The organism is Bradyrhizobium sp. 142 (genome assembly GCF_023074015.1).
In the GTDB taxonomy this organism is placed as follows: Bacteria; Pseudomonadota; Alphaproteobacteria; order Rhizobiales; family Xanthobacteraceae; genus Bradyrhizobium.
Map to the genome: position 1 here is coordinate 1 of NZ_JADPKQ010000389.1, position 18,443 is coordinate 18,443.

The 18,443-nt window shown below is 65.2% G+C and carries 20 protein-coding genes; 5 read left to right on the plus strand and 15 right to left on the minus strand.

Annotation, left to right across the window (positions count from 1 at the left end):
* Window positions 1-228 precede the first annotated feature (228 nt).
* Complete coding sequence (locus IVA82_RS35470; RefSeq protein WP_247381624.1) at window positions 229-2,310, minus strand: pseudouridine synthase; 2,082 nt, start codon at window positions 2,308-2,310, stop codon at window positions 229-231.
* Window positions 2,311-2,443: 133 nt separating this feature from the next.
* Here IVA82_RS35470 and IVA82_RS35475 point away from each other — a divergent pair, with 133 nt between their 5' ends.
* The gene (locus IVA82_RS35475) at window positions 2,444-2,902 is read left to right on the plus strand and encodes a nucleoside deaminase (protein ID WP_148744033.1); all 459 of its coding nucleotides are present in this window, start codon (window positions 2,444-2,446) and stop codon (window positions 2,900-2,902) included.
* 36 nt (window positions 2,903-2,938) lie between these two features.
* On the opposite strand, the gene IVA82_RS35480 is transcribed toward IVA82_RS35475, so the two are convergent.
* The 5 genes from IVA82_RS35480 to IVA82_RS35500 form a co-directional block, all read right to left on the minus strand.
* Window positions 2,939-3,841, minus strand: coding sequence for an alpha/beta hydrolase (locus IVA82_RS35480; RefSeq protein WP_247381622.1), 903 nt, complete (start codon window positions 3,839-3,841; stop codon window positions 2,939-2,941).
* A gap of 21 nt (window positions 3,842-3,862) precedes the next feature.
* Window positions 3,863-5,146 carry a phosphoribosylamine--glycine ligase gene (purD, locus tag IVA82_RS35485; RefSeq protein WP_247381620.1) on the minus strand — a complete coding sequence of 428 codons (1,284 nt, stop codon included), beginning with the start codon at window positions 5,144-5,146 and terminating at the stop codon, window positions 3,863-3,865.
* A gap of 133 nt (window positions 5,147-5,279) precedes the next feature.
* Window positions 5,280-5,579, minus strand: a complete 300-nt coding sequence (locus tag IVA82_RS35490; protein WP_247381608.1) for a transcriptional regulator — start codon at window positions 5,577-5,579, stop codon at window positions 5,280-5,282.
* Between the two features lie 3 nt (window positions 5,580-5,582).
* Window positions 5,583-6,137: an alkaline shock response membrane anchor protein AmaP gene (locus IVA82_RS35495; RefSeq protein WP_247381606.1), complete on the minus strand. Its 555-nt coding sequence runs from the start codon at window positions 6,135-6,137 to the stop codon at window positions 5,583-5,585.
* On the minus strand, window positions 6,134-7,144 hold the full coding sequence (locus IVA82_RS35500) for an alpha/beta hydrolase (RefSeq protein ID WP_247381604.1): 1,011 nt from the start codon (window positions 7,142-7,144) through the stop codon (window positions 6,134-6,136). The genes IVA82_RS35495 and IVA82_RS35500 overlap by 4 nt, the downstream gene beginning before the upstream one ends.
* A 137-nt stretch (window positions 7,145-7,281) precedes the next feature.
* Here IVA82_RS35500 and xseA point away from each other — a divergent pair, with 137 nt between their 5' ends.
* On the plus strand, window positions 7,282-8,904 hold the full coding sequence (xseA, locus tag IVA82_RS35505) for an exodeoxyribonuclease VII large subunit (protein ID WP_247381631.1): 1,623 nt from the start codon (window positions 7,282-7,284) through the stop codon (window positions 8,902-8,904).
* 122 nt (window positions 8,905-9,026) lie between these two features.
* Here xseA and IVA82_RS35510 read toward each other — a convergent pair whose 3' ends face one another.
* Together IVA82_RS35510 and IVA82_RS35515 are read right to left on the minus strand one after the other, a co-directional pair.
* Window positions 9,027-9,170, minus strand: a complete 144-nt coding sequence (locus IVA82_RS35510) for a hypothetical protein (protein WP_187436372.1) — start codon at window positions 9,168-9,170, stop codon at window positions 9,027-9,029.
* A gap of 297 nt (window positions 9,171-9,467) precedes the next feature.
* On the minus strand, window positions 9,468-10,292 hold the full coding sequence (locus IVA82_RS35515; protein WP_247381602.1) for a dienelactone hydrolase family protein: 825 nt from the start codon (window positions 10,290-10,292) through the stop codon (window positions 9,468-9,470).
* A gap of 207 nt (window positions 10,293-10,499) precedes the next feature.
* Between IVA82_RS35515 and IVA82_RS35520 the strand changes: the two genes are divergently transcribed.
* Window positions 10,500-10,727 carry a DUF2093 domain-containing protein gene (locus tag IVA82_RS35520; RefSeq protein WP_247381600.1) on the plus strand — a complete coding sequence of 76 codons (228 nt, stop codon included), beginning with the start codon at window positions 10,500-10,502 and terminating at the stop codon, window positions 10,725-10,727.
* Between the two features lie 14 nt (window positions 10,728-10,741).
* Here IVA82_RS35520 and IVA82_RS35525 read toward each other — a convergent pair whose 3' ends face one another.
* Window positions 10,742-11,056 carry a hypothetical protein gene (locus IVA82_RS35525; protein ID WP_148744043.1) on the minus strand — a complete coding sequence of 105 codons (315 nt, stop codon included), beginning with the start codon at window positions 11,054-11,056 and terminating at the stop codon, window positions 10,742-10,744.
* A 501-nt stretch (window positions 11,057-11,557) separates the two neighbouring features.
* Between IVA82_RS35525 and IVA82_RS35530 the strand changes: the two genes are divergently transcribed.
* Window positions 11,558-11,755 (plus strand): hypothetical protein, encoded by a 198-nt coding sequence (locus tag IVA82_RS35530; protein ID WP_247381598.1) that lies wholly within the window; start codon window positions 11,558-11,560, stop codon window positions 11,753-11,755.
* Window positions 11,756-12,004: 249 nt separating this feature from the next.
* On the opposite strand, the gene lpxK is transcribed toward IVA82_RS35530, so the two are convergent.
* The 6 genes from lpxK to IVA82_RS35560 are packed head-to-tail and all read right to left on the minus strand — an operon-like array spanning window position 12,005 to window position 17,553.
* A complete protein-coding gene (gene lpxK, locus IVA82_RS35535) occupies window positions 12,005-13,018 on the minus strand; it encodes a tetraacyldisaccharide 4'-kinase (RefSeq protein ID WP_247381596.1) in 1,014 nt (337 codons plus the stop codon).
* Window positions 13,011-14,357, minus strand: a complete 1,347-nt coding sequence (locus tag IVA82_RS35540) for a 3-deoxy-D-manno-octulosonic acid transferase (protein WP_247381629.1) — start codon at window positions 14,355-14,357, stop codon at window positions 13,011-13,013. The genes lpxK and IVA82_RS35540 overlap by 8 nt, the downstream gene beginning before the upstream one ends.
* Window positions 14,320-15,033 carry a lysophospholipid acyltransferase family protein gene (locus tag IVA82_RS35545; protein ID WP_247381594.1) on the minus strand — a complete coding sequence of 238 codons (714 nt, stop codon included), beginning with the start codon at window positions 15,031-15,033 and terminating at the stop codon, window positions 14,320-14,322. The genes IVA82_RS35540 and IVA82_RS35545 overlap by 38 nt, the downstream gene beginning before the upstream one ends.
* Window positions 15,030-15,275, minus strand: coding sequence for a DUF4170 domain-containing protein (locus IVA82_RS35550; RefSeq protein ID WP_148744046.1), 246 nt, complete (start codon window positions 15,273-15,275; stop codon window positions 15,030-15,032). The genes IVA82_RS35545 and IVA82_RS35550 overlap by 4 nt, the downstream gene beginning before the upstream one ends.
* Window positions 15,276-15,335: 60 nt before the next feature.
* Window positions 15,336-16,145: a 3'(2'),5'-bisphosphate nucleotidase CysQ gene (locus IVA82_RS35555; RefSeq protein ID WP_247381592.1), complete on the minus strand. Its 810-nt coding sequence runs from the start codon at window positions 16,143-16,145 to the stop codon at window positions 15,336-15,338.
* On the minus strand, window positions 16,132-17,553 hold the full coding sequence (locus IVA82_RS35560; RefSeq protein ID WP_247381591.1) for a TldD/PmbA family protein: 1,422 nt from the start codon (window positions 17,551-17,553) through the stop codon (window positions 16,132-16,134). Before IVA82_RS35560 ends, IVA82_RS35555 begins: the two co-directional genes overlap by 14 nt.
* Before the next feature lie 263 nt (window positions 17,554-17,816).
* On the opposite strand from IVA82_RS35560, the gene IVA82_RS35565 reads away from it, so the two are divergent.
* A complete protein-coding gene (locus IVA82_RS35565; RefSeq protein WP_247381589.1) occupies window positions 17,817-18,335 on the plus strand; it encodes a DUF6101 family protein in 519 nt (172 codons plus the stop codon).
* Window positions 18,336-18,443: the final 108 nt, after the last annotated feature.

Sequence of the window (18,443 nt, forward strand, 5' to 3'; positions counted from 1 at the left end):
CGCCGCGCTCTGCGAGCGCGTCGGCCTCTCCCGCAAGCGGGAGAGGCGGAGCAAGCCCGCGGACAATCCTCGTGAAATCCATATGCGATTGCCCTGCCCTTGTGGGGAGGGGAAGGGGGGGGCACACGCGTGGACCTCTCGTGGGGCACCCCTCTCCCTAACCCTCCCCCACAAGGGGGGAGGGAACCAGAGAGAGCCCCGCGAACCATCACGCCGCATGCGCATATGCTACTCGTCGTCCTTCGGCGTCAGGTCGCGCTTGCCGTGATAGCCGCGCTTGGGCCGGCGCGGGGGACCGTAGCCGCTGGCTTCGGCCTCGTTGCGCTCGCGTGCTTCGTCGCTGCCGGTGCGCTGGACCAGCACGCGGCGGCCCTTGCGGTCGTTGATCACGTCGCGCTTGACCGGCTTCCTCTCGGGCGGCGCAGCGTCCTCGTGCGAAACGGATTTCTGCGGCATGTCGAATTGTGCGCCCGACTTCTCGATCACCTTGTCACCGAGCTGGTCGCGCAGCACGCGCGACTTGATCTCCTCGACCTGGCCTTCCGGGACCTCGCCGAGCTGGAACGGACCGTAGGACACGCGGATCAGGCGGTTCACCTCGAGCCCGAGATGGGCGCAGACATTGCGCACCTCGCGGTTCTTGCCTTCGCGGATCGCGAACACCAGCCAGACATTGGCGCCCTGGTCGCGCTCCAGCGTCGCCTCGATCGGACCGTACTTGACGCCTTCGATCTCGATGCCCTTCTTGAGCTCGTCGAGCTGGGCCTGGGTGACGTCGCCATGGGCGCGAACGCGGTAGCGGCGCAGCCAGCCGGTATCCGGCAGCTCCAACGTACGTGCGAGCCCGCCATCATTGGTAAGCAGCAGCAAGCCTTCGGTGTTGAAGTCGAGCCGGCCGACCGAGATCAGGCGCGGCAGGCCTTCGGGGAGATTGTCGAACACGGTCGGACGGCCCTCGGGGTCGTCATGCGTCGTCATCAGCCCGCGCGGCTTGTGGTAGAGGAACAGACGGGTGCGCTCGCGCGGCGGCAACGGCTTGCCGTCGACAGTGACGACATCGTTCTGAGTGATGTCGAGCGCCGGCGAATTGATCACGCGGCCGTTGACGGCGACACGGCCCTGCGTGACCATCTCCTCGGCATCGCGCCGCGAGGCAAGGCCCGCGCGCGCCAGCGCTTTTGCGATGCGCTCGCCGGCCTTCTTCGGCTTCGGCTCCTCTTCGCGCTGCGGCCGGCGGTCGACATCACGATCGCGCTCGCGATAGGCGCCGCGGCCGCCGAAGGCCGGACGCTTCTCGAAGATCCTGCTGTCATCCTCGTTTTCACGCCGCGGACGGTCGCCGGACCGAGCTTCGCTGCGCGGATGCTCGTGCCAATCGGAGCGGCCTTCGGGGCGCTGCCGCGGACGATCGAATTTGGGACGGTCGCCGCCGCGAGCGCCACGCTCGCCATCATTGTCACGACGGGGCCGATCGAATTTCGGACGGTCCTCGCGCGGTCGATCGAATTTGGGCCGCTCGCGAAACGGACGATCGCCCGATGGACGATCGTCGCGCGCACGAGAGAAACGCGGACGGTCATCGCCTCGGCCGCCTTCGGGCCGGTCTTCGCGCTTCTGCCAGGGCTTGTCCTGGCCGCGATCACGGCCGGCGAAGTCCTTGCGCGGGCCCTTGCCGAAATCCTTCCGCGGCGGCCGGTCGCCGCGCGGGGCTGCATCGCGCTTCTGCCAGGGTTTTGAATCACTGCGCTCGCCACGATCGCGCGGACGGTCATTGCGATCACCGAAGGAGCGTGGGCGGTCGCTACGGTCCGGTGCGCCCCGCGAAAACTTCCGTTCGCCATCGAACTTGCGTTCCGGGCGGTCGCCGCGCGGCGCGTAGGGCCGCTTGTCGCCGAACTTCTTGTCGCCGGTGCGGCCGGCGGGGCGGGAATCGTCGCGATCACGGCTGCGCGGCGGACGGTCGTCGCGCCCGTAGGACGGGCGATCACCGCGCGGCTTGAACGAGCGCTTCTCGCCGTCGCGCGAGGGACGATCGGAAAAGGAGCGTTCGCCGCGCGGCCGGTCTTCGCGATTGAACTTGGGCCGGTCGCCACGGTCGGGCCGCGGCCCGGTCTCGTCGCGGCTGCGGAAGGGGCGGTCCTCGCGCTTGCCGGCGAACGGCCGCTTCTCGCCTGCGCCCTTGCCTTCAAAACCGCGCTTGGCGAACTTCTTCTCGGGGCCGCGTGACTTGCCGGACCGGCCCTTGGGCGGGCCGCCCCGATCACGCCGACCGCGCGAGGAATCGTTGTCTTTGTCGCTGTCGCGGGGCATGAATCGTCTCACTTAGGGATGGTCACGTGGGGATGTTCAAAAGGGCATTGTGCGCGCTCTTTTCGAGCCGCATGCTCAGGCAAATCCGGTATTCACTCTTGCTGAAGGCGCAGCTACTAGCAGGTTTCTGGCGATGATACGAGGCATGAAAGCCCCTTCTTTCATGGATTTGGCGCTCAAAACGGCCGAAAACGCCGGAAAGTCGGGCGAAGTTCCGATCGGATGCGTCGTGGTCCGCAATTACGAGGTGATCGCGACGGCGGCCAACCGGACGCTGACGGACTACGACCCGACGGCCCATGCCGAGATCATCGCGCTGCGCGAAGCCGCCAAAAAGATCGGCAGCGAGCGCCTGGTCGACTGCGACCTCTACGTCACGCTGGAGCCCTGCACCATGTGCGCAGGTGCGATCTCCTTCGCAAGGATCCGGCGGCTTTATTACGGCGCGGCCGACCCCAAGGGCGGCGCGGTGGAATCCGGCGTGCGGTTCTTCACCTCGCCGACCTGCCATCACGTCCCGGAGGTGTACTCGTCGGTCGGCGAGAGCGAGGCAGCCCGGCTGCTGCGGGAGTTTTTTCGGGAGCGAAGGTAGCTCCCTCCCCGTCATTGCTCGCAATGACGATGTGGCTCAAGCCGAGAAGAACTCGCGCAGCGCCCGTGCCGTCACGTCCGGATTCTCTTCGGTGAGGAAGTGCCCGGAATCCACCGGCATGCCGTCGACGTTGGTTGCCCATTGCTTCCAGATATCGAGCGGCGTAGCGGCGGCTTGCGCGATGCCGGCATTGCCCCACAGTGCCAGCATCGGGATCGTGATCTTCTTGCCGGCCTCGAAATCCGCCTTGTCGAGATCGTAGTCGAAATAGGCCCCGGCGCGGTAGTCCTCGCACATGGCGTGGACGCGGGCGGGATCGCGGAACGGCGCGATGTAATGTTCGAGCGCGCGGTCGTCGATCGCATCCAGTGTCTTCGACCTGGTCTGGCTCGCCATCTTGAAGCGCAGGAAGAACTCGCCATTGCCTGAGATCAGCGTCTCCGGCAGCGGATACGGCTGCGCGAGGAAGGTCCAGTGATAGATCTTCAGCGCGTAGGCGCGGTTCATCCGCTCCCAATAATTATAGGTCGGCAGGATATCGAGCACGGCGAGGCGCGACAGCCGGCCGGGATGATCGAGCGCGAGGCGGTAAGACACGCGGCCGCCGCGATCATGGCCGGCGAGCAAAAAGTGCACATGGCCGAGCTGCTCCATCACCTCCACCATGGCCTTCGCCATCGCGCGCTTGCTGTAGGGCATATGCAGCGCATCGCTCTCAGGCATGTCCGACCAGCCATAGCCCGGCAAATCGGCGATGATCAGCGTGAACCTGTCGGCGAGCTGCGGCGCGACGCGGTGCCACATCACGTGCGTCTCGGAGAAGCCGTGCAGCAACAGCAGCGGCGGCCCATGGCCGCCGACGCGGGCGAAGATGCGGCCAAAGGACGTATTGATCCATTGGGAGGCGAAGCCGGGGTAGAGGTCGGCGAGATCCGACATTGTTCTTATCCTCGGTTTGAATCAGCGGCCGGCCTTCTCCGCCTCCACCGCCTGCCAGCCGATGTCGCGGCGGCAGAAACCTTCCGGCCAGTTGATGCGGTCGACGGCTTGATAGGCGCGCGCCTGCGCTTCCGTCACGGTCTTGCCGAGCGCGCAGACGTTGAGCACGCGGCCGCCATTGGCGAGGATGGCGCCGTCCTTTGCCACCGTGCCGGCGTGAAAGATCTCGACAGTGTCGACCTTCGCGGCGTCATCGAGACCCTCGATACGCGTGCCCTTCTGATAGTCGCCGGGATAGCCCTTTGCCGCCATCACCACGGTGAGTGCGGAGTCCGGATGCCAGCGCAGATCGAAATGCTTCAGCTGCCCGTCGCAGACGGCGAGGAACGCCGGCACGATGTCCGACATCATGCGCAGCATCAAGACCTGGCACTCGGGATCGCCGAAGCGGACGTTGAACTCGAACAGCTTTGGGCCCTGCGTCGTCAGCATGATTCCGGCATACAGCACGCCGCGGAATGGCGTGCCGCGCGCCTTCATGCCGGCAACCGTCGGCAGGATGATTTTTGCCATGATGGCGTCGTGGATCGCGGGCGTGACCAGCGGCGTCGGCGAATAGGCGCCCATGCCGCCGGTATTCGGGCCGACGTCGTGATCGAACACGCGCTTGTGGTCCTGGGCGGAGGCGAGCGGAATGGCGGTCTCGCCGTCGCAGAGCGCGAAGAAGCTGATCTCGCGGCCCGGCAAAAATTCCTCGATCACGACCTCGGCGCCGGCTTCGCCAAAGGCGCCCTCGAACATCATGGCGATGGCATCCTCGGCCTCACGCACGGTCTTGGCGACGACGACGCCCTTGCCGGCGGCAAGACCGTCAGCCTTGACCACGATCGGTGCGCCCTGGCTCTGGACGTAAGCGCGCGCATCATTGGCGTTGGTGAAGCGCTTGTAGGCGCCGGTCGGGATGCCGAATTCGGTGCACAGCGCCTTGGTGAAACCCTTGGAGCTTTCGAGCTGTGCCGCCGCCCCGCTCGGCCCGAACGCCTTGATGCCGGCTTTGGTGAGATCATCGACGATGCCGGCCGCAAGCGGCGTCTCCGGGCCGACCACCACGAGCTCGACCGCATTTTTCCTGCAGAAGTCGATCACGGCGGCATGGTCGGCGACGTCGAGCGCCACGCATTCGGCCTCCCGCGCGATGCCGGCATTGCCCGGCGCGCACCAGAATTTCGTCACCAGGGGGGAGGCCGCGATTTTCCATGCCAGGGCATGTTCGCGGCCGCCGGAACCGAGCAGGAGAATGCGCATGGAAGGCTCAGAATAGGGGTTTGCTGAGCGCGTCGGTCGCACGAATCGGCGCGGGTCTCAAGGGGGCCTGCCCCGAACTCCCCGTCATTCCGGGGCGCGCCCGCTTGGGCGCGAGCCCGGAATGACGATGGGGTTAGATTTGCTTCCCCGCAATGATCTCCTGCAACGTGGCCACATGCCTTGCGAACGCGCCGCGGCCTGCGGCGGTGGCCGTAACCGTGGTCTGCGGCTTCTTGCCGACGAAGGCCTTGTCGACCTGGACGTAGCCGGCCTTGGCCAGCGTCTCGATATGGGCGCCGAGATTGCCGTCAGTGGCGCCGGTCAGCTTCTTCAGCCGGGAGAATTCCAGGCCGGTCGCCGCCGGCAGCGCATTCAGCGCCGCCATGATCTTGAGCCGCAACGGCTGATGGATGATGTCGTCGAGCTCGGCCATTGGCTAGATCCGTCGCATCCAGAGGCCGCCGAGGATCAGGCCGCCGCCATTCACGAAGGCCATCCAGAGCGGGAACGCCTCGCCGATGTAGAAAAATCCGATCAGCGTCAGCGCGGAGATGAAAAGACCGATCGCCACGAACGCGTAGCCGAACCAGAGGCCCGCCAGCGTATAGAACAGCATGAAGTAGAGCGGCCAGAACGCTCCCAACTGGCGCGGACCGAAATGACCGACGACGTTGGTACAGAGATAGCCGAAGGCGAAGAACAACACGAACACCAGGAGGAGCCTGATGCTATGGGCGGCACCGTGAGGGTGGTGCGGCGGATTGAACACGCGCAGCGCAACCAGACCGCCGACGCCGACAACGTCCACGGCAACCCAAGCTTGGGCCGCGTAGATCGGCCAGAGCCAGGTCACGAGATTGCCTGCGAACACCAATATGCCCCACCAGACGGCCGCAAGGCTTGCCAGCTCATAGAGCTGCGATTGCTTCACGCGCTGGACGATGTCGTCGATATCAGCCAGCGCTGCGGACGCCTCCCTGCTGTCGATCATGACTGCCCTGCCCCGCGCGTTGCCACGTCCTCGGCGATGGCGGAGATCGCCTTCGGGTTGGTGACGATGCCCATGTGGTTGATGCCGTCGATGATCTTGACGTCGACCGACGGTTCGATGGCCTGAACGGCCTCGGCATATTTATCCGAAATCATCATCTCATCCTCGGCGCCGCCAAAGATCGTGATCGGACGCGTCGTCGCCGCAAGATCGAGACGATAGCCGCGCGTCGCGAAATTGCGCATCAGGCGGTCGGAATAGGTCGAGACGAGGTATTTTGCCGAGTTCGCCGGCACGGCCAAAGCGAGCACCGGAAGCTGAGCGCAGCAGTCGATGCCGAGCTTGCGCAATGCGGCGAGCGCGAACAGGCGGGGCAGGTCGGCATTGGCCCAGCCACCGGAATGCGGCTTGTTGGTCGGCGCGTCGTAACCGAGATAGGGCGCGAGCAGCACGGTGCGCACGAACATGTCCTGCATGATCGGCGTCGCGGCGACGCGGAGCGAGAAGCCGGCACCGGCGGAATGGCCGATCAAAGTTAGCGGCAGGTCCGGCGCGCTCTTGCGGACATGCGCGACGAAGTCGACCAGATCGTCCTCGAGCTGGCCGATATAGCCGATATCGCCGCGCGTGCCGGAGGCGCCGTGGCCGCGCATGTCCAGCGCCCAGGTCTCGACGCCGCGCGCGGCGATCGCATAGGTCAGCGCGTGGTTGACGGTGCCGCTGGACCCGGAGGAGCCGTGGATGAAGATCGCGCCGCGGCCGGCCGCCGGTCCGTTCGGCGTGTAGTGGCGGAAGCCGATCCAGGTGCCGTCGCGCGCCTGGAAGCGCTCGAGCGGCGGCATGGTCGAAAAGTCAACAAGCTTCACCGACTCCGAGACCGATCGCAGCTCCGGCGGCCGTTGCAGCGGCGTTGCGATCATCGCGGCCAGGATCAGCGCCACGCCGCCGACCGCACACAGCACCCATTTCAGTCCATCCAACACGCCGCGCAACAGCCGGATCGCCATGACCCTACCCTCGTGAATTAACCATCTATAGATAACTCTATATTGCAGAGTACTCTTGGGATCAATCCTCGGATTGGCGCCGGCCGGTAAAAATCCTTAACGTCGGGTCTGACCCCAACATGCCGAATCGTTTGCCGATGCCGCCTGCGGAACCGCTGCTCAACGCTCCCGAATTCACCGTTTCCGAGCTCTCGCAGTCCCTGAAACGGACGGTGGAGGATGCCTTTGGCCATGTCCGGGTCCGCGGCGAGATCTCCGGCTTCCGCGGCGCCCATTCCTCCGGTCACTGCTATTTTGCGCTCAAGGACGAGAGCGCCAAGATCGAGGCGGTGATCTGGAAGGGCGTGCACGGGCGGATGCGCTTCAAGCCCCAGGAGGGCCTCGAGGTGATCGCTACCGGCAGGCTCACGACCTTTCCCGGCTCCTCGAAATACCAGATCGTGATCGAGGCGCTGGAGCCGGCCGGCATCGGCGCGCTGATGGCGCTGATGGAAGAGCGCAAGAAGAAACTCGCCGCCGAAGGCCTGTTCGACCAGGCGCGCAAGCAGCTGCTGCCCTGGTTGCCGGAGGTGATCGGCGTCGTTACCTCGCCGACCGGCGCCGTCATCCGCGACATTCTGCACCGGTTGGAAGACCGCTTCCCCCGCCACGTGCTGGTGTGGCCGGTCAAGGTGCAGGGCGAAGGCTCGGCCGAGCAGGTCGCGGCCGCGATCCGCGGCTTCAACGCGCTGCCGGAGGGCGGCAAGATTCCGCGGCCGGACGTGCTGATCGTCGCGCGCGGCGGCGGTTCGCTGGAGGACCTCTGGTCGTTCAACGAAGAAATCGTGGTGCGCGCGGCGGCCGAGAGCATGATCCCGCTGATCTCGGCGGTGGGCCACGAGACTGACATCACGCTGATCGACTTCGTCGCCGACAAGCGCGCGCCGACCCCGACAGCGGCCGCCGAAATGGCCGTGCCGGTGCGCAGCGATCTCTTTGTCGAGGTCGCAGATCTCGCCCGCCGCACGCGCGCGTGCTGGCAACGTGGCCATGAAAACCGCCGCAACGAGCTGCGCGCCGCCGCGCGCGCGCTGCCGGCGGCAGGCGATCTCCTGGCGATTCCGCGGCAACGGCTGGATTCGGCGGGCGCGTCCCTGCCCCGCGGCCTCAAGGCCAACACGCACGCCCATTTCCGAAGGTTTACTGCCGCCGGCGCAAAGCTGACGCTGCGAGTGCTGCACGGGCAGATTTCGCAGGCCGATCACCGGCTCACTGTGTGCGGCGAGCGGCTCGGCCTGTCAGCACGCTCGCTCTTGCGCCAGCGCCGCGACCGTTTCGCCGGACTTGAAGTTCGCTTGCGCGCCTCAAAACTTTCGAACGCGCAGGCCCAGCGCAACACAATCGCCCGCCAGCGCGAGCGCACGCAGCGTCTGGCCGAGCGCGCCAGCCGCGCGCTTGTCACGCTGCTGCACCGGCTCGACACCCGCGTTGCCAATAGCGGCAAGCTGCTTTCTGCGCTGTCCTATCGCAGCGTGCTCGCCCGCGGCTTTGCGCTGGTGCGCGACGAGGCCGGCCATCCCTTGCGTTCCGCGGACAGCGTCGGGCCCGGTGCGCGCGTTGAGATCGAGTTTGCGGATGGCCGTCTCGGCGCGACCGCGGACTTAGATCGGCCCGGCCCGGCCGCAAAGCGCGCGGCATCGCAACACAAGAGCGCCTCGCACGAGGCCAAGCCCACGCCGAAGCGCGTGGGCAAGCCGGTGGATCAGGGCAGTTTGTTTTAGAGGCTGTGGCGCTTCCACGAACTCGTCATTGCGAGCGCAGCGAAGCAAGAGTCCCTCCGCGGAAAGATTCTGGATTGCTTCGCTGCGCTCGCAATGACGGTGTGGAGGCGATGAACCGCGGCCTACCTGCACGACAATCCCGCGTCGATCGTGGTCCAGAAGCCGCAATGCTCCGGCGCGCGCATCGGTGCGCCAGCGTGGGCCTCATACAGGAAGATCGCGACGGTGAAGACGATCAGAGCGGAGGAGAAAAGGGCGATGCGCATGTCAGATGCGTTTAATCGACATCGTGGTTGAACTATGGCGCCGACACCGGTTGAAACCGGCATGAGGCGCGATCCGTAGATTTACGGTCGGCCATCATCCGTGCAGGGCAGTGGTCGATGCGGGGCTGTCCGCCTCAACGTTGTTCCTCGGGCGGTCCCGCTTCTCGTGCGACGCGTAGATCCTATGGGGTGGCAGGTGGTCAGAGGGGTAAATTGAGTTTGTGACCACCAACTCACCCTGGAGGATCAACGATGCGTACTGATCACCTGCCACCCATAGGATCTACAACACGGCCGCTACCGGGCCAGCCACTCCGCCACCCGCTTCTGCGAATCTGCGCGCGCTTGCGTATCGGTGCCGAGATGGCCGCGTTCGGGAGTTGCGGCATCGGTGCTGCCGGCAGCTGCGTGCAGCGGCGTGTTGGCGCGGTCGAAATCGTGGTAGGCGTCTGGATAGACCACGATGCGAGCGAGCGCGCTGCGGCCATGCGCCCCCTCGACCATCTGGCGGCAAGCCGGCGGCGACGACACGTCATCGTTGGCGCCGATCAGAACCAGCGTCGGCACCCGCGTGCTCCAGCCGAGGCCGGCCGAAATCCGGCAGTCCGGATAGAAGGCGATCGCGGCGCGGAAATCCGGAACGGCGTCGCGCGCCGCATTCTGCGGGCGCACCGCCCACAGCAGCGTGCTCGCGCCGTTGGCCCAGCCGATCAAGCTGACGCGGTTGCGCGCGACCCAGGCCTGCTTCATCAACCAGCCGCGCGCCGCCGCGACGTCGGCGACACGCTCGCGCCGGGCCTTGACGTGCAGCTCCTTGACCCGGCATTGCGGTCCGAGCTCTCGCGAACCGTAGCTGTCGGGCAGCAGCACAGCATTGCCCGCCTTGAGCAATTGCAGTGCCCAGTCACGGTAGCGCGGCAGCACCGGATCGGAATGGCCGCCGAGACCGCCGCAGCCGTGCAGCGCGATCACCGCCGGAAATGGCCCCTCGCCCTCAGGCTTGTAGAGCTGCGCATGCAAGACGCCGGCCGACAGCGGAATATCGACCTGCTGCGGCGCGGGCGCGGCACGCGCAGCCGGCATCAGCAGCATCAAAAGCAGGGCGGTCAGTCGAAGGTGCATCGGACTCTGCCGTATGAGGTGCCGGCTGCAAGTGGGCCGGAACCAGCGATCCTTCGCCGCAGCACTATCATGCGAAAACGCAGCAAAACATCACAAATCGGTGGGTTTAACGGGCGGACAAGCCGCCCCATCTATGATACATCCATTTCAACACATCATGCCCTCCAAGGTTTTCCATGGAGAGGCCTTCCACGGAGACTTTCGACCGTGCTGAACAAGTTCGGCCCTTCGGGCAATGGCGAAGCCCAGGTACAATATCTCGACGGCGATTTCCGCGTGATCTCGCCGGGAACCTATGTACGCTGCGCGATATCAGATACACGGATTCCGCTCGACGAATTGAAATATTGGAGCGTCGACCTGCAAGAGGCCTACGCCACGCCCGCGGCTGTGCTCGAGCGGCACTTCCCGGGCGCGCCGAAGCCGCAGTCGTAGGGCCACGGGCGCGCCTATTCTTGCTCCGCGCCATCACCGCCCAAGCAGCTCTTGATGAAATTCTTCCGAGCCTCACCAACGATCTTCTGGTCGATCGCCTGCTTCAGACAATCGAGCCGCGCCTGCGCCAGGCAGAGCTGCAGCTGATCGCGCTTGTCCTGCCCCTTCAGGTTTTGCGTCGTGCCGAGACACGTCACACGCTTGGTCGCAGGAACCGGCACCGTGCCGGTGGGAGCAGCGGGCGCAGCTGGCGGCGACGTCTGCGCGGACACAGGCCCAATAATCAGACAGACAAGACAGGCGGCGACAGCTGCGAACGGCAGTTTCATCGAATTCTCCTGATCGATCCCAGACCGATAGAAGCTTTGCGATGAATGACCGGTGAATGGCAGGCTGCTGCAGGATGGGCAAAGCGCAGCTGCCCTGTCGGAGTCACCTGAGCGTGCAGCGGGGCATGGATGTGTCGGCGTCCCGACCATGTTTGCCCGCGCCTGAACTGCAAGTCTCACAGCCGAAATGATCCCCGTCGTGCCGATCCGCGTTGCATCGAATCGTGCTTGCACTTAGTGGTAAGTTATTTCGCGCTGTGGTTGGATTCTTTGTTTCGGCTCAGCGCCCTTAAGTTGTTTGACGAAGTTTTGCTGAAACAAAGGGCTGCTATAGTGGATGTTAGGTAATTAGCCCTGTTCTTTTTATCGCACGGACAAAGCTGGCCATTGAACTTTGCAATTGGCGCAGTCTGTGAACGGGCTCATATCGAAGAGCCATCTGGCGGGCTACGATCACCTCGAAAATTTGCAATGAAATATCTGTAAATCGAGATTCAAACGATGGGGGTGATCATGCCCGCCATATTAGACCTGCTCTATCGTGAATATTGCCGCGCCCGCCTCGCTGAAATGCGGAAACAGCTTCTGATCGCAGCTGAACGTTCTGAAGCTCTCGAAGCGAATCATCATCCTGCAGATCAGGGGGAAGATGAGACGACGGACGCACACCGCAAGACCCGCCGCGACGCGCCGAACTGAAGCGGCCCAAAACCGGCGACCTCTCCCGCGTAGCAGTGACCAAGCAATTGGCAACAGTCTGGGAGGCAGCGATGAATACACCTGAATACTATACTGTCATGGTGGCCTGCGCCTCGTGCCTGACCATTATCGGATTAATCGCCGTTGAGGCGTGGTGAGCACGAGTGACTGTCGAACCGCAGCATGGATACGGGCAACTCCGCCTTCGCTCTTTGAGCTACGGCGGAGTCGCTTGCCCGCGCTACGAGATCATCGCCTGCCGAATCTTCGCTCGCGCGCCTTGTAGAGATGATCGCTGATCAGGTGACGAAGCGCCGGCGCGTCGTCAAATTCGAGCTGCACGGCGAAATGCAGAATTTCCCGAGGCATGTCCCGGCCGCGCATGCGCGCACGATCCTTTTCCGTGGTGACGGGCACGAGCTGCTCGTCCCTTGCTTCCGCCAACAGATCCGCGATTTCGCCTTGTGAGAACATGTGATGATCGGCAAAGGCGCGCGCGCGCACGACGTCGACGTTGTTGGCGCGCAGCGTGCGGAAGAACCGCTCGGGGTCGCCGATGCCGGCAAAGGCCAACACGCGCCTGCCGGACAATCTTTCGACGGATGCCGCATCCGGCCGCAAGCGCGCGCGCAGCACCGACTTGCCGCGCGCCGCGATCTCCGATGCGACATCGTCCGCGGCATGGCCGTCGCCGATCAGCACCAGCGCATCGGTGCGCGCGAGCTGCGCCTTCAGTGGCGCGCGCAGGGGACCGGCCGGAAACACCTTGCCGTTGCCGAGGCCCCGCTCGCTGTCGATCACGATCAGGGACGCATCCTTCACGATGCGCGGATTCTGAAAGCCGTCATCCATCAGAACCACGGTCGCACCTTGTGACTTTGCGAGCACCACACCCTCGAGACGGTCGCGCGCGACCGCGACCGGAACGTCGCGCGCCATCATCAGCGGCTCGTCGCCGATATCGGCTGCGGTTTGACGGTCGCGATCGACCATCACCGGGCCCGTCAAGCGCCCGCCATAGCCACGGCTGAGCACGACCGGCGTCTCGCCGAGCTCGCGCAAGAGACTGGACAGCGCGAGCACGGTCGGCGTCTTGCCGGCGCCGCCGACATGGTAGTTGCCGACGCAGATCACGGGGATGCCGGCATCGACGCCTTCGCGCAGCATGCGCCGTTCGGTGATCGCGCCATAGAGCGCGCCCAACGGCCGTAACACGTGTGATTTGAAAGAACGTGGCCGGTACCAGAAGGCCGGCTCACGCATTGGCGGCTCCCATCTCGATCCGCAATTGCATCAGATACGGCTCGAGCGCGGACATGGTGCGGTCCAGCGCGCCGCCGAGCTGCTCGACAACGCCTGTGCCCGCACGCTGCATTTTGTCGCGCACGGCGGGATCGGCCAGCAGCTGGCCGAGCTGCTTGACCAGCAGCTCCTGGGTCTCGGCCTGCCGCGCGCCGCCGTTGCCATCGAGCGCCTCATAGACGTCGGCGAAGTTGAAGACGTGCGGACCATGGATGATCGCGGCACCCAGCTTGATTGCCTCGATCGGATTCTGTCCGCCATGGCGGATCAGCGATCCGCCCATGAATACGATCGGCGAGAGGCGGTAGAACAGGCCGAGCTCGCCCATGGTGTCGGCGACGTAGACGTCGGTCGTGGCCGTCGGGAGTTCCTCGCGCGAGCGAAGGGCCGGCTTCAGACCCGAGGCCGTGATCAAACCGCCAAGCGAGGGGCCGCGATCCGGATGACGCGGCACGATCACGGTCAGGAGCTGCGGGAAGAAGCCGGCGAGGCTGCGATGCGCCGCGACCAGCATCTCCTCCTCGCCCGGATGAGTCGAGGCCGCGACGATGATCGGACGCCCGCGCGTCATCGCCATCAGCCGCTCGAGCTTTGCAGGATCGGCGGGCGGGGCCGGCACGTCGAGCTTGAGATTGCCCGTGGTAAGGACATCACGGCTGCCGAGCGCGGCAAAACGCTCGGCATCGGTGTTGGATTGCGCGAGGCAGATGTCGAACCGTGACAGCAGCGCCGAGATGGTGCCATGCATCCGCCGCCAGCGCGGGAAGGAGCGCGGCGACATCCGCCCGTTGATCAGCACCATTGGCACCCGCCGCGTCGCGCCCGCCAGGATCAGGTTCGGCCACAGGTCGGATTCGATGAACAGCGCCAGCGATGGCTTCCAATGATCGAGGAAGCGCGCGACGTAGCGCGGAGAATCGTAAGGAACGTATTGATGGATGACGTCGGGCGGAAAGCGTTTCGCCACGACGGCCGCCGAGGTGACGGTGCCCGAGGTCAGGAGGATGCGCAGGTTCAGCTCGCGCAGCCGCTCGATCAGCGCGGCTGCGGCCAGGACCTCGCCGACGCTGGCGCCGTGAATCCAGACCAGCGGGCCGTGCGGCCGCACATCCCGGCTGAGGCCGCGGCGTTCGCCGACGCGTGCGGGATCCTCCTTGCCCTGCTTCAGGCGCCGCTTGATCAGCGCAGGCGCGAGCGGCACCAGTCCGGAGGCCAGGCGCCGATACATCCGCAGCGTCATCGGCAGCGAATTGGGCAGCGAGTTAGACATCTTCGGGCCCCGGCCGGCCGAGTTGCGCATAGGCACGGCGCGTCGCTTCGTTCAAAGTCTCTTCCAGCTCCAGCCGCAGCGCTTCCATGGTCGCAGCGTCGGCATCCGGCGGAACGTGGATCTCCTTGATGCCGACCAACGCGCCCCGCCCGAATGGCAAATTGATGGTGGTGCGGTCCCAGTTCTTGAGCCGGATGAAGCGGCTGGTCGCCATCGCGAAAGGCATGATCGGCCGCCCCGATTCCCGTGCCAGCATGATGATGCCGAGCCCGGCCACGCGCGAGCGCTTCGGGACATCGGCGGTCAGCGCGACATTACATCCGTGCTGCAGCGTCCGCACCATTTCCTTGAAGGCGCCGACGCCACCTTTGCGGTGAAAGGCGCTGCCGTGGTCCCCGGAACCGCGGATGGTGCCGATGCCGAGCCGCTCGGCGGCAATCGCATTGAACTCGCCGTCGCGATGGCGGGAGATCAGGACCCTGGCCTTGTACCAGTCCTTGTTCTTGATGAAGGGCGTCAGGAAATGTTGGCCGTGCCAGAAGGCGAAGATCGCCGGGATCTGCGGCTCGACGCGTTCATAGACGTCCGGCGGATCGAACGTGAACTTGTTGGTCCGCCAGACCAGACGCAGATATTCGGCCGCCAGAACCCCGACGGCACGCTGAAACCAGCTGCTTCGCAGCGTATTGCGAAGCAGCTTTTTCAACGCGCCTTCGATTCTTGATTCGGATCGAGCAGCCGGTGCAGATGGACGATGAAATAGCGCATCTGCGCGTTGTCGACCGTGCTCTGCGCCTTGGCCCGCCAGGCGGCATGGGCCGTCGCATAGTTCGGATAGAGGCCGACGATCTCAACGTCATCCAGGTTCTTGAAGGTGTTGTGCTCGAGATCGAGCAGCTCGCCACCGATGACGAGATGGAGCAGTTGTTGCGGGGCACTATCTGGCATGGGTTCTCTTCCTAACGGGCTGCCCGGCAAAGCAGTTGTCGACAAGCACGGCGGACGCGCTCAGGGCAAGGGCCGATTTCGAAAATGCGCGACAATGCTCGCATGACGATCGCGGCCCGCTGCCACCAGCACCCCGTGCGTGACTTCCCGGCGGTTATAAAGGATGGGTCCTCCGGAGAGGTCGCTCATCCTACCATCCGCTTCCTGCACGATCAAATCGGCCGCCGCAAGGTCCCAATCGTGGCTGTTGCCCCCCGCAAAAGCCGCATCCAGTCCGCCGTGGGCGACCCGGCAGAGCCGCAGCGCGAGCGAACCGATTCGCGGATGTAGCTTGATCTCGCCCAGCGATGGCTTGAGCCGTTCGACCAGCGGCTTCGGGCCGGCGACGCGGGAGAAGTCGAGCTCGGATCCCGGCGTCGCCCGCACGGGCGCATCGTTGAGCGTCGTGCCCTCGCCACGGGCCGCGAAAAAGAATTCGCCACTGGTCGGCGCGAACACCGCGGCAAGGACGGGCAAGGCATCCTCGACCAGCGCCACACTGACGCACCAGTCGTGATGGCCGCCCAGATAATTGCGGGTGCCATCGATGGGATCGACCACCCATGTCAGCCGCCGCGAGAGTCGCGCCGCGTCGTCGGCGCTCTCCTCCGAAAGCCAGCCATAGTCCGGCGTGGCGGAGCGCAATCGCGCTTCGAGGAGGTCGTTGACGGCAATGTCGGCTTCCGAGACCGGCGACGAAGCGCCCTTGGTCCACTTCTTCAGCTCGGTGCCGAACATCGACTGCGCGAGCGTGCCCGCTTCCCGCACCGAGTCCTTCAGCAGCCCCGCATCGCGCGCCAGGATGGCGTCGTTCGCGTCAGCGTCCGCCAAGCGTCAATCCTTCGATGCGCACCGTCGGCGCATTGACGCCGTAGCGGAATTCGAGATTGTTCGCCGGCTGCATCGACTTGAAGATCTCGAACAGATGACCCGCGATCGTCACCTCGCTCACGGGATAGGTGATCTCGCCGTTCTCGATCCAGAAACCGGAGGCGCCGCGGCTGTAGTCGCCGGTGACGCCATTGACTCCGGAGCCGATCAGGTCGGTGACGTAAAAGCCCTGCTTGATGTCGGAGATCAGCTCGGCCGGCGTCGGCGTGCCTGCTTCGAGATGCAGATTGTACGGACCGGGCGACGGCGAGGACGAGACGCCGCGATGGGCGTGCCCGGTGGTGGCAAGACCGAGTTCGCGCGCGGTGGCGCAGTCCAGCAGCCAGGTGGTCAGCACGCCTTCGTCGATCAGCGCGATCTTCTTCACCGCGACGCCTTCGGCATCGAAGGTCTGCGAGCGCAGGCCGCGCTTGCGCAAGGGATCGTCGATGACGCGGATATTCTTGGCGAACAGCTGCTGGCCGAGCTTGTCCTTGAGGAAGCTGGTCTTGCGCGCGATCGAGGCGCCGTTGATGGCGCCGACGAGGTGGCCGACCAGAGAGCCCGCGACACGGGGATCGAACACCACCGGCACCTTGCAGGTCTCGACCTTGCGCGGATTGGAGCGCGCCACCGTGCGCTCGCCTGCCGAACGGCCGACGATCTCCGGCGACAGCAGATCCGCGCCATGCGGCGCCGAAGTGAAGTCGTAGTCGCGCTCCATGCCGGTGCCTTCGCCTGATATCGCGGTCGCCGATATACCCTGGCTCGAACGCAAGTAGGAACCGTGGAAGCCGGTGCTGGTCACCAGCACCATGCCGCCGATGCCAGCGGAGGCCGACGCACCGCCGGATTTGCTCACGCCCTTGACGCTGAGCGCGGCGGCCTCGGCTTCGAGCGCGCGGCGCTCGAGTTCGGTGGTGGCCGGCACATTGGCATCGAGCAGATCGAGATCAGGGAAGTCGCGCGCGAGCAGCGCGGGATCGGCGAGCCCGACATATTTGTCGTCGGGCGCAACGCGTGCCATCGCAACGGCGCGCTCGGCAAGCTTGGTCACGGCATCGCCGCTGGCGTCGTTGGTCGAGACCACCGCCTGGCGCTGGCCGACGAAAACGCGCAAGCCGACATCATCGCCCTCGGAACGCTCGGATTCCTCGACGCGGCCGTCGCGCACCTCGACGCCTTGCGAGATGCCGCGCACCGCGACCGCATCGGCCGCGTCGGCACCGGCACGCCTGGCCGCCTCGACCAGCCGCTGTGCAAGATCAGAGAGTGCGGACTGGTCGAACAGGTCTCGGTTGGCCTTGGACCCATCCTTGGATGATTCCTTGGACGAAAGCGTCGAGCTTGCGGATGGTGAAGGGTTCACAAACGAAATCCTGTTGGGGCGAGGTTCGGGACCGGAACCCACAGATGTGCCCGATTGGCGCGGACTTCAAGCATTTTCAGACCGCCAAAAGCTCAGATTCGCACTCTTGGCGCAACGTCTCGTCAATCATGCGCGCCAAGGTCTTGTCAATCATGAGCGGCGGTGACGCTGGATTAACCAGCCTTTTTAAGCGGTTTCCGAAAGCGCCGCGCTAAGGTCCTCGCATCGACCGGGAACATAATCCTGGCGGGGAGACTAAAGCCGTGAGGCGTCAAACAGCAACAAGCGGGATCACTCCCGCCGGGTCGAGCCGCAGCCTGCGGCTCGACCCTCTTTCCCTTCCGGTCCGCTTCGATGCGCATGATCCGCGCGCCGACGGATATGTCAGGCAGATCGAGCTTCATCGCGAACGCGTCGTGCTGCGCCGTGCCGTCCGCGGCATGCAGATGGCGATCAATGTGCGCGTCAGCGACTTCACGGGCGTCGCGCTGCGCGGCAATGACGAGGCGCAGACCCTCGTTCTCGTCCACCGCGATCCCTCGCTCTCCGTTCCGCTGCTCGTCAGCGCCGACGGCGACGAACTCACTGAAGCTTGGGCGATCTGGAGCGAGACCCTTGCGCTGCCCCAACTCGACGAAGGTGCCCGCAAGCCCGCGCCGCGCCGCCGCCGCGCCAACGCGATCCGCGCCCGCCGTCCCAAGTTCCTGATGCGCCGGCGCGCCGGTGTCGCACGCGAGCTTTCGGTTCATCGGGACGAGCGCGAGATCATCGCACGGAATTGAGTCCGGTTCTGTAGGGTGGGCAAAGCGAAAGCGTGCCCACCTCTGCTGTCGGGATCGTGGAGAAATGGTGGGCACGGCGCAAGTGCGCCTCTGCCCACCCTACTACGA